The organism is Nonomuraea sp. NPDC049750 (assembly GCF_040659625.1).
GTDB lineage: Bacteria > Actinomycetota > Actinomycetes > Streptosporangiales > Streptosporangiaceae > Nonomuraea.
Genome location: NZ_JBFANB010000055.1, coordinates 42259 through 56838 on the forward strand (window position 1 = coordinate 42259; position 14580 = coordinate 56838).

The window sequence follows — 14580 nt, forward strand, 5'->3', positions numbered from 1 at the left end:
TAGGCGCGGGCGGAGGCCCATCGGGAACAGGTTTCAGAGCTGGTCGTCCTTCCCGTGTAAGTGTTTCCTTCGTCTCAGGATATGCCGCTCCGGAGACTCAACGTCCCAGATCATGTACGGCGAGGTACGGGCCGCGCACTCAGCGCGGCTAGACCACCGTGAGAGGAAGAAGTTTCTTACCCGTCGGGCCGATCTGGATCTCCGTCCCCATGGTCGGGCAGACGCCGCAGTCGTAGCACGGAGTCCAGCGGCAGTCCTCGACCTCGGTCCCGGACACGGCCTCCTGCCAGTCCTGCCAGAGCCATTCGCGGTCGAGCCCGGCGTCGAGGTGGTCCCAGGGCAGAACCTCGTTCTCCTCGCGCTCGCGCACGGTATACCAGTCGACGTCGACGCCGGCCTTCTCGGCCGCGGCCATCCAGCGCTCGTAGGAGAAGTGCTCGCTCCACCCGTCGAAGCGCCCGCCGTCCTCCCAGACGGCCCGGATCACCGCGCCGACCCGGCGGTCACCGCGCGACAGCAGGCCCTCCACGATCGACGGCTTGCCGTCGTGGTAGCGGAAGCCGATGGCCCGGCCGTAGTTCTTGTCGCCACGCAGCGAGTCACGCAGCGCCTTGAGCCGCCGGTCGACGGTCTCGTGGTCGGCCTGGCTCGCCCACTGGAACGGCGTGTGCGGCTTGGGTACGAATCCGCCGATGGAGACCGTACAGCGGATGTCGCGCGAGCCGGTGATCTCGCGGCCCGCCTTGATGACCTTCTTGGCCAGGTCGGCGATGCCGAGCACGTCCTCGTCGGTCTCGGTGGGCAGCCCGCACATGAAGTAGAGCTTCACCTGCCGCCAGCCCTGGGAGTAGGCGGTGGTGACGGTGCGGATCAGGTCTTCCTCGGTGACCATCTTGTTGATCACCCTGCGCATGCGCTCGGACCCGCCCTCCGGGGCGAAGGTCAGGCCGGAGCGCCGGCCGTTGCGGGAGAACTCGTTGGCCAGGTCGATGTTGAACGCGTCGACGCGGGTCGAGGGCAGCGACAGCGAGGTGTTGGTGCCCTCGTAGCGGTCGGCCAGGCCCTTGGCCACCTCGCCGATCTCGGAATGGTCTGCGGACGACAGCGACAGCAGACCGACCTCGTTGAAGCCGGACTCCTTGATGCCGTTCTCGACCATGGCGCCGATCGTCGTGAGCGACCGCTCGCGGACCGGCCGGGTGATCATCCCCGCCTGGCAGAAGCGGCAACCACGCGTGCAGCCGCGGAAGATCTCCACGCTGAACCGCTCGTGCACGGTCTCGGCGAGCGGGACCAGCGGCTTCTTCGGATAAGGCCACTCGTCGAGGTCCATGACCGTGTGCTTGTGCACCCGCCAGGGCACGTCGGGCCTGTTGGGCGCGACCCGCGTGATGCGGCCGTCGGGGTGGTAGTCGACGTCGTAGAACTTCGGCACGTAGACGCCGCCGGACTCGGCCAGCCGCATGAGCAGCTCGTCGCGCCCGCCGGGGCTGCCCTCGCCCTTCCACTCGCGGATGACCTCGGAGATGGCGATCGCGATCTGCTCGCCGTCGCCGAGCACGGCGGCGTCGAGGAAGTCGGCGATCGGCTCCGGGTTGAAGGCCGCGTGACCGCCCGCCAGCACGATCGGGTCGTCGTCGCCACGCTCGACGGCCAGCAGCGGAATGCCGGCCAGGTCGAGCGCGGTCAGCATGTTGGTGTAGCCGAGCTCCGTGGAGAACGACAGGCCCAGCACGTCGAAGGCGCGCACCGGCCGATGGGCGTCCACGGTGAACTGCGGGATGCCCTCCGCGCGCATGAGCGCCTCAAGGTCGGGCCAGACGGCGTAGGTCCGCTCGGCCAGCGTGGCGGGCAGCTCGTTGAGGATCTCGTAGAGGATCGCGACGCCCTGGTTGGGCAGCCCGACCTCATAGGCGTCCGGATACATCAGCGCCCACCGCACGTCGGTGGAGTCCCAGTCCTTCACGGTCGAGTTGAGCTCACCCCCGACATACTGGATGGGCTTCTGCACCTTGGGCAGCAGCGCTTCCAGGCGGGGAAAAATCGACTCGACAGTCATGGCACCAAGACTAGCGGCGCTCAGACCGTGGCAGGTCCCGGGATGTCGATGTCGTTGCCGCTGAGGACGATCAGCTTGTGTCCCTCATAGCAGGTCAGCTCGATGGCGATGACCCCGCTGGCGAGGTTGTGCACGGCGGTGATGTGGCTGGCGGGCAGGAGGAAGCGCTCCTCGCACTCGTCGCAGTAGGCCAAGAACATACTGTCAATTAAACGACTGTTCGCGGATCCGGATCGACTGTAGAAGCCCAATCGAGATGAGATTGGCGAACGTGGCCGTGCCGCCGTACGAGACGAACGGCAGCGGCAGCCCGGTGATCGGCATGATGCCGATGGTCATGCCGATGTTGACGAACGTCTGGAACGCCAGCCAGCACACGATCGTCCCGGCCACGAGCGTGCCGAACCTGTCCTCGCACAGCCGGGCGATCCTCAGCCCGCGCACCAGCACCACGCCGAGCAGCAGCACCACGGTGAGCGAGCCGAGGAACCCGAACTCCTCCCCCGCGACCGTGAAGATGAAGTCGGTGTGCTGCTCGGGCACGAACCGGCCGGTCGTCTGACCGCCGTCGAAGAGCCCCTTGCCGAACAACTGCCCCGAGCCGATGGCGATCAGCGACTGCGTGCTGTTGTAGCCGACACCGCGCGGGTCGACGCGCGGATCGAGAAAGGCGGTGAACCGCGCGACCTGGTACGGCTCCAGCATCCCGAACGCGAACACGCAGAACACCCCGACCCCGGCGATCAGCGACAGCAGGATGATCCACCTCTTGCGCACTCCCGCGATCACCAGCCCGGCGGCCGTGATCACGGCCAGCACGAGCGTGGTGCCGAGGTCGGGCTGCAACATCACCAGCCCCATCGTCAGCAGCGCGGCGAACAGCGCCAGCCAGACGTCGAGCCCGCGCGGCCGATCACTGCCCTCGCCGGGCTGGGCCAGCAGCATCGCGATGATGAGCAGCAGGCCGAGCTTGGCGAACTCCGACGGCTGCACGGCGAAGCCGCCGCCCAGCAGGATCCACGAGTGCGAGCCGTTGATCGTCGCGCCCAGCGGTGTGATCACCAGTCCCAGGCCGACCAGCGAGAGCAGGAACGCCAGGGGCGCGTACGCCCGCATCGCCCGATGGTCGATGACGGTCACGGCCGCGCAGAGCAGCGTCCCGATGGCGAGGTTGAGCATGTGCTTCTTGACCAGCCCCGTGGAGCCGGGCGCCCACGTGCGGGTCGACGACCAGACCAGCAGCGTGCCGATCACGCAGAGCGCGGCCACCGCGACCAGCATCACCCCGTCGAGCCGCCACATGGCCGACTGCGCGCCCACCGCCCGCCGGGCGAACGAGCGCCGCCCGCCCATCAGCGTGCGGTCCATCATCCTCCCGCCTCCGTGCTGCCCTCCTTCTTGGCGCCCTTGCCCTTGCCGTCCTCCCGTGGACCGTCCGCCCGTGGACCGTCCTCCCCTGTGCTGCCCGCCACGGTGCCACCCGTCCCCGCGTCACCTGTCTCCGCGCCGCGTTTCCCCGCGCCGCCCGTACCCGCGCCGCGTTTGTCCGCGCCGCTCTTCCCCGCCCCGTCTGCCCCCGCCTCGTCTGTCGCGGGGCCGCTCGTGCCCGCGCCGCCCGCCACCGCGTCGTCGGTCGTCTTACCATCGGCCACCGTGCCGTCGGCCGAGATCTTCGGCAGCTTGGACACCGGCCGGCCGGCGGGCAGCGCGGGCTTGTTCTTCGCGAAGCCGAAGATGCCCTCGTAGATCTCGCGTGCGGCGGGCGCGGCGGTGGAGGCGCCCATCCCGCCCTGCGAGACCATGACGACCACGACGAAGTGCGGGTCATTCGCCGGTGCGAAAGAGGCGAACCAGGAGGTGTCCTCCTTGCCCCACACCTCCGCGGTGCCGGTCTTTCCGCCGATCCGCACCTTGTCCATTGGGAACCCGGCGAACGCCCCCGCCGCGGTGCCGTCGGAGGGCACGTCGCTGAGCGCGTCCTTGATGTAGAGGCGCTCCTTCTTCGACAGCGGCAGCTTGCCGACCACCGGTACGTCGACCCGCCTGACCAGCGCGCCGTCGGGCCGTACCGTGGCCCAGCCGATGCGCGGGCTGCGCAGCTTCCCGTCGCTCACCAGCGCCGCGTACGCCCTGGCCAGCTGGAGCGGCGTCACCAGCACGTCGCCCTGGCCGATCGAGAAGTTGGCCGAGTCACCCGCCCGCAACAGGAAGCCTTCGAGGCAGTTCTCGTTGGCCAGCCGCTTGAGGAACTCCGCCCGCGACTTGTCGGCCACCTCCGGGTAGCCGCTCTTGGCGCGCCGGCAACTGGTGCCACTCGTCTGGGCCCACATGTTCTTCTTCCAGGTGCGATCCGGGATGCGCCCGGCCGACTCGCCCGGCAGGTCGATCCCCGTCGGCTTGCCGAACCCGAACGCCTTGGCGGTGTTGGCGAACACCTCCTTCGGCGCCTTCTTCGGATTGAGCCCGCCGTCCTTCAGCCACTGGTCGTAGCCCGCCCGGTAGAAGATCGTGTCGCATGACTTGACCAGGGCGGTGTGCAGGTTCATGGAGCCGAGGCCGATGCCGTGGAAGTTGTGGAAGGCGCGGTCGCCGACCATGACCGCTCCCGGGCAGTCGTACGTGCCGTTCAGCGGATAGCCCGCCCGCAGCATCGACGTCACCGACGACACCTTGAACGTCGAACCGGGCGCGAACATCCCGTTCAGCGCCCGCGACACCAGCGGCTTGCCTGTGGCGTCCGACAGCAGCCGCTGGTAGCCGCGGTCAGAGATCCCGCCCGCCCAGACGGCCGGGTCGTAGCCGGGCATGCTGGCCAGCGCGATCACCCGGCCGGTGTCCGGTTCGAGCACGACCGCCGCGGCGCCGTCCGCCTTGGGGGCGTTCTTCATCGCGTGCTGCAACGCCTGCTCGGCCAGGTCCTGCACGCGGGCGTCGATGCTGGTGACCAGGTTGTCGCCGCTGACGGGCGCCACCTGCTCCTCCACCCCGATGGCCTTGCCCATCCGGTCGACCTGCACCCGCCGCAGCCCGGCCTTGCCGCGCAGCTCATCGTCGTAGATGTACTCCAGGCCGTCGCGCCCGACCAGGTCGACGCCGGAGAAGGCGGCCTTCAGCCCTTCGCGCTTGGCCAACTCGGCCTCGGTGACCGGCTGCAGGTAGCCGAGCATCTGCGCGCCGGCCTTGCCTCCGGGGTACTGCCTGACGGACTGGATCTCGGCGGAGACGCCGGGAAACTCCTCCTGCCGCTCCAGGATCTGCAGCGCCTGGCGGGTGTCGGCCCGCTCCTCCACCGGAATCGGCTGGTACGGCGAGCCGGTCCAGCAGGGCTTGGTCACCCCGGGCCCGCACGGCGTGATGCGCTTCTGCAACTGCTTGACCGGCTGGCCCAGCACCTCGCTGAGCTTGCGCAGCACCGGAACCCCCTGCTCGGGCATCCTGATCAGCCCGGTCCGGTCGACCGAGACGACCAGCGAGGTCTGGTTGCGCACCAGCGGCCGCCCGGAGGAGTCGAGTATCTGCCCGCGCACGGCCGGCACGATCACCGACCGCGTCCTGGTCTCCGTGGCCCTGGTGACCAGCTCCTGCCCCCGCACCACCTGCACCTGCCAGAGCCGCAGGCTGAGCACCGCCAGCACACCCATCACGATCACCTGCAGCACGACCAGCCGGGTCCGCATCCTGATCATTGCGGGAACCTCGGGTGCGGCCTTTCCCGGGTGACCAGCCAGATCGCCAGCGGCGAGAGGATCAACGTGTAGACGACGGTCACCGGCACCTGCTCGGTCAGCGTCGAGAGCGTCACCCGCGGATCGGCGATCAGCCCGCCGAGCGCCGCCGACACCAGCGGCGCCATCAGCACACACAGGACGACGGTGGTGGCCGGACCGCCGACGCCCCGCCCGGCCACATAGCCGACCAGCGCGAACACGAACGCGTACTGGCCCACCAGATGCGCCGTGGGCGGCACGATGTCGACCAGTAGCCCCGCGCAGAACCCGATGATCGCCCCCGCCGCCGGCCCGCGCAGCAGCGCCATCGCCACCACGACGAGCAGCACCACGTCGGGCGCTCCCCCGGCCGGCAGCGGCAGCCGGTTGATGAGCATGACCTGCAACAACACCGCCGCCAGCACGCACAGCCCAACGATCATCGCGGCTCCTCCTTGGGTGGTAGCACGGCGTCTCTCGGATCCTTCGCCGGCGCCCCCACCACCACGCCGACCACGTCGAGCGCGGTCAGATCCGCGTACGGCCTGGCGTAGGCGATGCGGGTCAGCTCGCCCGGCGTCGCCTCCACCCGCTCGATCACCCCGATCGGCACCCCGGCGACGTACGGCGCGCCGCGCTGGGAGCCGAAGCTGACGATGCGACTCCCACGAGTGATCGCCGCCGTCGAGTCCAGCAGCCGGAACCGCACAAGCCGCCCGTTCTCCCCCACCCCGTGCACGACGCCGATCTCCTGACCGCCTTCGAGCCGGGCGCCGGCGGCCGAGCCCGGGTCGCTGATCAGTACCACGGTCGAGCTGTCGGTGGACGCCTGGATGACCCGGCCGACCAGCCCTTCACCATTGAGCACGGTCATCTCGGGGCGTACGCCGTCGGCGGTGCCGACGTCGATCTCGATGGCGTCCTCGAAGCCGGGCTGGCCGCGCCTGGCGACCACGTTCGCCGTCACGATCTTGTAGCCGCCGAGCCCCGCCACACCGAGCAACCGCTTCAGTTCGGCGGCGCGCGCGGCGTCGAGCCGGCCCGCGGCCAGACCGGCCCGCAGCCTGACGTTCTCCGCCTTGACCCGGTCGAGCTCGGCCTGGGCGGTGGGGGCGTTGACGATGGCGTGGAAGAAGCCGCCGACCGGGCGGACCACGGAGCCGCCGACCTGCTCGACCGTGCCGAAGAACCACGAACCGGCTGTGCGCAGCGGCCACAGCGGCGAGGCCGCGCCGGCGCGGTGGTCGACGGTCAGGATGACCAGCGCCACCGTGAGCAGCGTTCCGAGGATCAGCCGGGCGTGGCGGGAGTCTCTCATCAGCGACGTGACTCCGGTACGAGCACCTGGTGCAGTGCCTCGAACTCCTCGACGCACTTGCCCGAGCCGAGCGCCACCGAGTCGAGAGGGTTCTCGACGAGGTGGACGGGCATGCCGGTCTCGGTCTTGATGCGTTCGTCCATGCCCTTGAGCAGCGCGCCCCCTCCGGTGAGCGCGATGCCGCGGTCCATCAGGTCGCCGGACAGCTCGGGCGGGCACTTGTCGAGCGTGACCTTGACGGCGTCGACGATGGTGTTGACCGATTCCTCCGTCGCCCTGCGGATCTCATCGCCGGACACCACGACCGTCTTCGGCAGGCCGCTGACCAGGTCACGGCCGCGGATCTCGGCGTGCAGGTCCTCACCAATGGGACACGCCGAACCGATGGCCATCTTGATCTCCTCCGCGGTGCGCTCGCCGAGCATGATCGAGAACTCCTTCTTCGCGAAGGTGATCACCGCTTGGTCGAGCTCGTCACCGCCGACCCTGATGGACTGGCTGGTCACCACACCGCCCATGGAGATGATGGCCACCTCGGTGGTGCCGCCGCCGATGTCGACGACCATGTTGCCCGTCGGCTCGTGCACCGGCAGCCCCGCGCCGATCGCCGCGGCCATCGGCTCTTCGACGATGTAGACCTTGCGGGCCCCGGCCTGGTATCCGGCCTCCTTCACCGCCCGCTGCTCCACCCCGGTGATGCCGCTGGGCACGGCGATGATGATGCGCGGCTTGGCGAAGTGCCGCCTCTTGTGCACCCGCTGGATGAAATAGCGCAGCATCCGCTCGGTGACATCGAAATCAGCGATCACACCGTCTTTGAGCGGCCGGACGGCGACGATGTTGCCCGGCGTCCGGCCGATCATGCGTTTGGCCTCGATGCCGACCGCGACGATCTTCCCGGTGGCAGTGTTGATCGCGACGACCGACGGCTCATTGAGCACGATGCCCCGGCCGCGCACGTAGACCAGCGTGTTGGCGGTGCCGAGGTCGACCGCCATATCACGGCCGAGAAACGCGAGCTTGCTGCCCATGGGGAACGGAGCCTTCCGTAACGTCGTTCGCGAATGACTACGGATCGAATTCGAATCGTAACGTGACGTTACCCACCAGGGCGCGCAATGAGCCCCCTGTGCCCCACAAATTCTTCAGCCCATCCGGAAGCCCCGATGTCGCCGCAGGCGAAGGACAACATTGGGCCTCCGTCTTGCACCGTTTTGACCCACCCGCCGTCGGCGGCCGATCATCGGACGCCTGGGGATCTAACTCCTCTGTACCGTGGCCGGCCCAATCCACGGAAGACGGCCCACAGCGCGCACGTCACGGTGCCCGGCCACCTCCACCGGAGGAGCGTGCCCCTGGACGGGCGCCGGCCCCGTGCGGCGGGTGGGGTGCACCGGGCTTGCCGTACAAGATCGCAAAAAGCCCGTCATATCCCCGCCGCACGCTGGCACGCACGGCCTGGTGGACCGGCAAAAATTGCGCAAAAAAAGCGCCCGCCATCATGGCGGGCGCTCGGCACCTCAAAGACGTCAGAGAAAGCGGAGACGTCAGAGAGAGCAGGAGAAGCGGGAAAGACTAGAACCGGTCCGGGAAGAAGATCTTGATCTCCCGCGCGGCCGACTCGGGCGAGTCGGAGCCGTGGACGATGTTCTCGCCGATCTCCAGCGCGTGGTCGCCGCGGATCGTGCCGGGCGCCGACTTGACCGGGTCCGTGAGCCCCGCCAGCGCGCGGAACGCCTCGACGGCGCGCGGCCCCTCCAGCACCAGCGCGACCAGCGGCCCCGAGGTGATGAACTCGACGAGCTCGCCGAAGAACGGGCGCTCGGAGTGCTCGGCGTAGTGGGCCTTGGCGGTGTCGACGTCGAGAGTGCGCAGGTCCATCGCAGCGACCTTCAGGCCCTTGCGCTCCACGCGGGCGATCACGTCACCGATGAGGCCACGCTTCACCCCGTCGGGCTTGATCAGGACAAGAGTGCGCTCGGACACTTGAGGTTCTCCTTCGAACAGGGTGTGGTTCGGGGCTGCGGCCACATGCACCGGCTTGGCTCCACGGGGGATCGGCCCGGGGGCGCAGGCCCTCGCGTCGAGGTGGCTGCGGCTCAGCTTACCGCCCACGACGGCTCCCGTTTCCCCGCGTCCGAGCCCATCAACGCCGCACACACCGGCACGGCTCGCGCCAGCCACACCTGTACACGACTCGCTCGGCGACACACCATCGACCAACGGCCTGGGAGGTGGCCCTCCACGGAACCACTCCTACGGCCGGTCCCACAGGGTGGTCATACAGGCTAGCCCTACGCGGGCCCAACGGACCGGGTCCGGCGGGCCAGCCTCGGGCGGTGGTCCTATGGGCCGCTGCCACGGACCAGTCCTACAGACCAGCTCCACGCGAGGCCCTTACGAACCGGTGCTGCGGACCGGCCCTACGCGAGGCCCTACGGGCAGGTGCCTATGCGGGGTCCTCATGGGCCGATGCCTCGGGGCCGGTCCGCCGGGCCAGCCCTACGCAGTGGTCCTAATGGGTCAGTGCTACGGATGGGTCGGTGCTATGGAGCGGTGTCCTCGGGCGATTGAGCCTGAGGCGGGACAGGTGGGACAGGACCAGTCGCCTCACCCACCCCCTCCACGCTCGCGACATTTCGGTCAGCCGTGCCGGAGGAGTCGGGCGACACGGGGAGGCGTGGTATCGCCCCGGCAGGCCGATCCTCTGCCCCGGCTGCCGGCTGGGCAGGCACCTCCACAGCGTCCACCGCCATGGGCGACCCGCGGCGCTCAGACCGGCGGCTCCGCACCGTAGGGACCGCCGCCTCAGCGGCTGAGCCTTCCCCCGCCACCTCCGCGACCACGTCCGCACCCGTGGAAGCCCCCGAAGAGGCCGAAGAGGCCGAATGACCGTCTGCATCCGGCGAAGACACCGAAGAGGGCGAAGGCGCCGAATCACCGCCTGTCGGCTCGGCCGCTTCATCTGCCTCATCTGCCTCATCTGCTTCATCGGCCGGAGCCGCGCGCCGCGAGAGCAGCTCCGCCAGGACGATGACCGCCACCACCAGGAACCCGCCGATCAGCGACCACAGATGCAACGTGCCCACGAACCGGTCCACCAGCTGCTGCGCCACCGTGACCCCGCGCAGCATCGACAACTGCACCCCGGTAGCCAGCAGGTAGCCGGCCAGCACGCCGGGAAAACAGAGCGCCAGGCCGAACAGCGCCGCCCCGATGCCCGACTGACTGAGCGCGGACGTGAGCGCCACCGCCGCGCCCGCCGCCAGCAGAGTGAACGGGATCACCAACACGAGCCCATCGGCGGCCGGCACCAGGACGCGCACCGAGCACAGACCGACCACCATCGCCAGCAGCCCCATCGGCGCGAGCCACCGCGCGCCGGCGAACATCCGCACCGCGATGGCGGAGGCCAGCCCCAGCACACCCGCCACCACGAACGGGATCCACAGCCCGGTCATGCCCGGACCGCCGAGGCCACGCATCTCCACGTAGGTGATCTGGGCCAGGCTCGGGAGCAGCACGATGCCGACCGCGACCATGACGTATGCCAGTGTGCGGCCCTCACGGCTGCCGAAGGAGGCCATCACGAGCAGCGCGACGACCGCCAGCACGGCCAGCAGGATGACCAGGCCGGGCCCCCACTCCTCACTCGCGGTGCTGATGGCCACCACCGAGATGCCCACCGCGGGGACGCTCGCGAGCAGCAAGCGGCTGCGTTCGGCGGCCCGTGGCGAGGGCATCGACGGCTGGCCCTGCAGCAGCCAGACGACGAAGTAGACCGCTGCCAGCGCGAGCGCGATGCCCGTCAGCAGCGGGTACGGCTGGAGCGTGATCTTCCAGTCGCTCACCCGGTCGAGCGGCCACAAGGCGAGCGCCTGGGCGGCGAGCAGGCTGAACGCGAGCATGCCGGTCCAGATCGCCCGCAATGCCATGGAACGCTCCCAGGCCGCGACCAGCGTGGCCGGGATGAGCAGGCCCGCGCCGATCCCGTGCAGCACGCGCAGCGTCGCCACCAGGAACGTCGAGCCCGCGAACCCGCCCGCGACGTCGGCCAGCGCGAGCACCGTGAGCCCGCCAAGCAGCATGTGGGGGACCTTGACGTGGCGCAGCGCCACCGCGGCGAGCGGCACCGTGAGGATCATCGCCGGGAGCGCCAGCCCGTGCGCGCGCATCAGCGCGAGCTTGTCGAAGCCCTCGGGCAGCAGACCCGAGACCACGGACACGGTGTTGGGGATCGCGAGCATCGCCAGTGGCAACGCGACGATGATGAGCAGCCCGAGCACCGAGTCGAGCAACCATGGGAACCTGACGCGTGCGGTGGGTCCCGCGCTGTGTGCGTTCGGGGACCGCTGGATCGGGGGGACGGCCATGTTCGCCGACTTTAGCGGGAAGTCACGCCCTCGACACGGCGAGCGACGAATATCGCGGTAATCCATAGCGCCGCGAAGATCACCCCTAGGAAGAACATCGTCGGCACGAGGAACCCCGTGCCTATGGCCAGGACCTGCAGGATAGTGCCTGCGACGTACGCGAAGGGCCGCTTGAGCAGCCCGGCGACGATCACGCACAGCACCGCCAGCCCGATACCGACAGTGACCGCCACCGCCGTCTGAACGCCGCTGTTGATCGCCACCGGCGTAATCAGCGCGGCGACGATGGCCTCCATGCCGAGGACGCTGGCGCCGAGCCGGCGCATGCCCGGGGTGACCTGGAAGTTCATCACACACTCCCCGCCTTGAGCAGGTGACGCGCGTCTCCGGCCGTCACGACCGAGCCGGTGATGAGCACACCCGTGCCGCTGAACTCACCCTGGGCGTCGGCGATGCCGATGCCCATGTCGATGGCCTCGTCGAGGCGTTCGACGACCCGCACCCTGTCCTCTCCGAACAGCGGTATGGCCACCTCAGCCAGCTCGGCGGGCGACATCGACCGAGGCGAGGAGTTACGCGTGACCACGATCTCGTCGAGAATCGGCTCCAGCAGGTCGAGCAGGGTAGCCACATCCTTGTCGCGCATCACCGCGACGACGCCCACGACCTTGGCGAAGTCGAACGCCTCCTGCATGCCCTCAAGAGACGCCTGCATGCCGCCGGGGTTGTGGGCCGCGTCGACGACGACCGTGGGATTGCGGCGCAGGATCTCCAGCCGGCCCGGTGAGGACGCCCCCGCGAACGCCTGGCGTACGAGCTCCACGTCGAGCGGATCGTCACCCCCCGTCAGAGCCTCCACAGCGGCCAGTGCGCAGGCGGCGTTGCTCGCCTGGTGCTCGCCATAGAGAGGCAGGTAGACCTCCTCGTAGACGCCCTTGAGGCCCCGCAGGGTGAGCAGCTGTCCGCCCATCGCCACCTCGCGGGCGAGCACACCGAACTCGAGCCCTTCGCGAGCGACCACCGCGCCGACGTCGACGGCCCGGCGCATCAGCACCTCGGCGGCCTCGAGCGGCTGCTGGGCGAGTATGGCCGTGGCACCGGGCTTGATGATGCCCGCCTTCTCCCCTGCGATGCTCGGAATGTCGGGCCCGAGCCGGTCGGTATGGTCGAGCGAGATCGGGGTGACGACGGCGACGGTGCCGTCCGCGACGTTCGTCGCGTCCCAGGAGCCGCCCATGCCGGCCTCGACGACCGCCACGTCCACCGGAGTGTCGGCGAACGCGGCGAAGGCCATGGCCGTGAGCAACTCGAAGAACTGGATCCGCCGCCCCTGCGTGTCGGCGAGCTCAACGTAAGGGGCGATCTCCTCATATACCTGGGAGAACCGCTCCTCGCTCAGCGACTCGCCGTCAACGGTGATGCGCTCGCGCACCGAGACGAGATGCGGGCTCGTGAACCGGCCCACGCGCAGATTGCGCTCCTTGAGCAGCGCCTCGGTCAAGCGTGCCGTGCTCGTCTTACCGTTCGTGCCCGCTATATGTACGACAGGGTACGCCTGCTGCGGCGAGCCGAGCAGGTCCATGAGAGCCGCGATCCGGTCCAGCGTCGGCTCGAAGTCCCACTCGACGCCTCGCTCCATGATCGCGCGTTCAACCGCACGAAAGTCCACCCCTCAACCCTACTGACCATACGGAGCGCTCTCCCACGCCACCGCCCGATGATCAGCGGTTTCGGTGCGTGGCTTTGCCGACAATGGGCTGGCAGCTCGCGGTACGCGACCCGCACGGCCGACGGCTTGTGTCGTCAGTGCCCGCCGACTGCCGAACGGTCACCCCCGTGACCCTCCATGGCCGACTGTCGGATGCTCGCCCCGCGTGGTACTCCATCATTACCTTCCTCAATTGCCCGTCGATCTGAATCTGTGTGCCGCGAACCGGAGGGCAGGGTCGCGGGCATTTCCTCCACAACATCCCTCCACACGCTCGAAAAGATTGCAGAGGACAAGGGAAACCACGATGACGAGACCGTGGATTACCGGTCTCAGACGTCAGCCGCAAATCCTGGCGGCCCACCTGAGGTTCGCCATGCCGAACCGACACGGGGAAGGCGGTCGTCCATTAACCACACCGCGCGGCTCCGGCTCGCGCCATCCTCGGTCCAAGCCGCTTGAGGTCTCGCCGAACTCGCCTGAGGTGTGGGAGCTCATCCGAGGGCTGCCCCGTTGCCGGCAAGCACCTCTCGCCCCCGACAAGCGCCTCCGCAAGACCCGGGAACGCAAAAGCAGCCCCGCGCCAAACTGTCCCGTCCCCTCCCGCCGTCCCCTCCCGCCGTCCCCTCCCGCCGTCCCCTCCCGCCGTCGCCGTCCCTCCGTCGCCGTCCCTCCGGCAGGCCGCCTCCAGGCCGCCTCGTGCGGGACGAACTCTCCAGGCCCGAGAACAGCGCGAGGCCCGGAAACGGCGCCTGACCTCATAACGCAAAGATGAGCCCCTACCCCAAGCCATCCCCCACCTGCCTCCGCCGTCCCTCCAGTAGGCCGCCTCATGCGGGCCGCCGCGGTCTCTCCAGTAGGCCGCCTCCAGGCCGCGCCTCGTGCGCGCCGAGCCCTCCAGGCCCCCGAGAACGGCGCGAGGCCCGGGAACAGCAATGCCCGGGAACAGCGTCTGACCCCTAACGCAGAAAAGGGGGCCACGCGTCCAAGACGTGAAGCCCATCGCCGTGAACGAGCCTTGGCGTGCTGCCCGCCCGTAAGGCCTTAACGGGCCCAGCGCGCCACTGCCCTCGGTGGCGTCCCATCCCGTGGTGGATCAACGATCTCGTTGTGTGTCTCCAACGTGGGCGAACAGGGCTGAGCAGGTGAGAAACTCCACCGCTCCGCGGGACATCATCCTGCCCTTCCGCACGCCCGACCCCCCGAAACGACCCGAAACGACCCGAAACGCAAAAGAAGGGCCCACGCGCGCAACGCGGAAGGCCCCACAACGCAGAGAAGAGCCCCACACGCGGAAAAGGGCCCCACGCGCGCCACGCGCAGGGCGGTTTCAAGGGGTCGTTGCAACACCGCTGGTGTTTTAGGTGGTCAGTAGATCACGCAAGCGCTCGGCTGGGGTGTCCCAGTCGAGCGTT

General features: G+C 69.2%; 11 protein-coding genes. All 11 read right to left on the bottom strand.

Translation table 11 applies throughout. From position 1 onward, the window contains the following. Positions 1–148 precede the first annotated feature (148 nt). On the bottom strand, positions 149–2059 hold the full coding sequence (locus tag AB0J16_RS57655; protein WP_358557330.1) for a TIGR03960 family B12-binding radical SAM protein: 1911 nt from the start codon (positions 2057–2059) through the stop codon (positions 149–151). 20 nt (positions 2060–2079) lie between these two features. Beyond that, positions 2080–2259: a hypothetical protein gene (locus AB0J16_RS57660; RefSeq protein ID WP_357648066.1), complete on the bottom strand. Its 180-nt coding sequence runs from the start codon at positions 2257–2259 to the stop codon at positions 2080–2082. Positions 2260–2263: 4 nt separating this feature from the next. After that, the gene (gene rodA / locus AB0J16_RS57665) at positions 2264–3430 is read right to left on the bottom strand and encodes a rod shape-determining protein RodA (RefSeq protein WP_358557333.1); all 1167 of its coding nucleotides are present in this window, start codon (positions 3428–3430) and stop codon (positions 2264–2266) included. Then, on the bottom strand, positions 3427–5745 hold the full coding sequence (mrdA, locus tag AB0J16_RS57670) for a penicillin-binding protein 2 (protein ID WP_358557336.1): 2319 nt from the start codon (positions 5743–5745) through the stop codon (positions 3427–3429). The genes rodA and mrdA overlap by 4 nt, the downstream gene beginning before the upstream one ends. Then, positions 5742–6209, bottom strand: a complete 468-nt coding sequence (mreD, locus tag AB0J16_RS57675) for a rod shape-determining protein MreD (protein WP_357939781.1) — start codon at positions 6207–6209, stop codon at positions 5742–5744. The genes mrdA and mreD overlap by 4 nt, the downstream gene beginning before the upstream one ends. Then, positions 6206–7084, bottom strand: coding sequence for a rod shape-determining protein MreC (mreC, locus tag AB0J16_RS57680; protein ID WP_358557339.1), 879 nt, complete (start codon positions 7082–7084; stop codon positions 6206–6208). The genes mreD and mreC overlap by 4 nt, the downstream gene beginning before the upstream one ends. Next, positions 7084–8115 (bottom strand): rod shape-determining protein, encoded by a 1032-nt coding sequence (locus tag AB0J16_RS57685; RefSeq protein WP_357939777.1) that lies wholly within the window; start codon positions 8113–8115, stop codon positions 7084–7086. Before AB0J16_RS57685 ends, mreC begins: the two co-directional genes overlap by 1 nt. A gap of 544 nt (positions 8116–8659) precedes the next feature. After that, positions 8660–9070, bottom strand: a complete 411-nt coding sequence (gene ndk / locus AB0J16_RS57690) for a nucleoside-diphosphate kinase (protein WP_214642928.1) — start codon at positions 9068–9070, stop codon at positions 8660–8662. Positions 9071–9630: 560 nt separating this feature from the next. Then, positions 9631–11457, bottom strand: a complete 1827-nt coding sequence (locus AB0J16_RS57695) for a hypothetical protein (RefSeq protein ID WP_358557342.1) — start codon at positions 11455–11457, stop codon at positions 9631–9633. Positions 11458–11468: 11 nt separating this feature from the next. After that, the gene (locus tag AB0J16_RS57700) at positions 11469–11807 is read right to left on the bottom strand and encodes a DUF4233 domain-containing protein (RefSeq protein WP_357648052.1); all 339 of its coding nucleotides are present in this window, start codon (positions 11805–11807) and stop codon (positions 11469–11471) included. Then, complete coding sequence (locus tag AB0J16_RS57705; RefSeq protein ID WP_358557345.1) at positions 11807–13096, bottom strand: folylpolyglutamate synthase/dihydrofolate synthase family protein; 1290 nt, start codon at positions 13094–13096, stop codon at positions 11807–11809. Before AB0J16_RS57705 ends, AB0J16_RS57700 begins: the two co-directional genes overlap by 1 nt. Positions 13097–14580: the final 1484 nt, after the last annotated feature.

Coding starts and splice junctions, on each gene's coding strand:
- mrdA (WP_358557336.1), bottom strand. CDS start 5,745: ATGATCAGGATGCGGACCCGGCTGGTCGTGCTGCAGGTGATCGTGATG.
- mreD (WP_357939781.1), bottom strand. CDS start 6,209: ATGATCGTTGGGCTGTGCGTGCTGGCGGCGGTGTTGTTGCAGGTCATG.
- mreC (WP_358557339.1), bottom strand. CDS start 7,084: ATGAGAGACTCCCGCCACGCCCGGCTGATCCTCGGAACGCTGCTCACG.
- AB0J16_RS57685 (WP_357939777.1), bottom strand. CDS start 8,115: ATGGGCAGCAAGCTCGCGTTTCTCGGCCGTGATATGGCGGTCGACCTC.
- AB0J16_RS57705 (WP_358557345.1), bottom strand. CDS start 13,096: ATGGAGCGAGGCGTCGAGTGGGACTTCGAGCCGACGCTGGACCGGATC.
- AB0J16_RS57655 (WP_358557330.1), bottom strand. CDS start 2,059: ATGACTGTCGAGTCGATTTTTCCCCGCCTGGAAGCGCTGCTGCCCAAG.
- AB0J16_RS57660 (WP_357648066.1), bottom strand. CDS start 2,259: ATGTTCTTGGCCTACTGCGACGAGTGCGAGGAGCGCTTCCTCCTGCCC.
- AB0J16_RS57700 (WP_357648052.1), bottom strand. CDS start 11,807: ATGAACTTCCAGGTCACCCCGGGCATGCGCCGGCTCGGCGCCAGCGTC.
- AB0J16_RS57695 (WP_358557342.1), bottom strand. CDS start 11,457: ATGGCCGTCCCCCCGATCCAGCGGTCCCCGAACGCACACAGCGCGGGA.
- rodA (WP_358557333.1), bottom strand. CDS start 3,430: ATGATGGACCGCACGCTGATGGGCGGGCGGCGCTCGTTCGCCCGGCGG.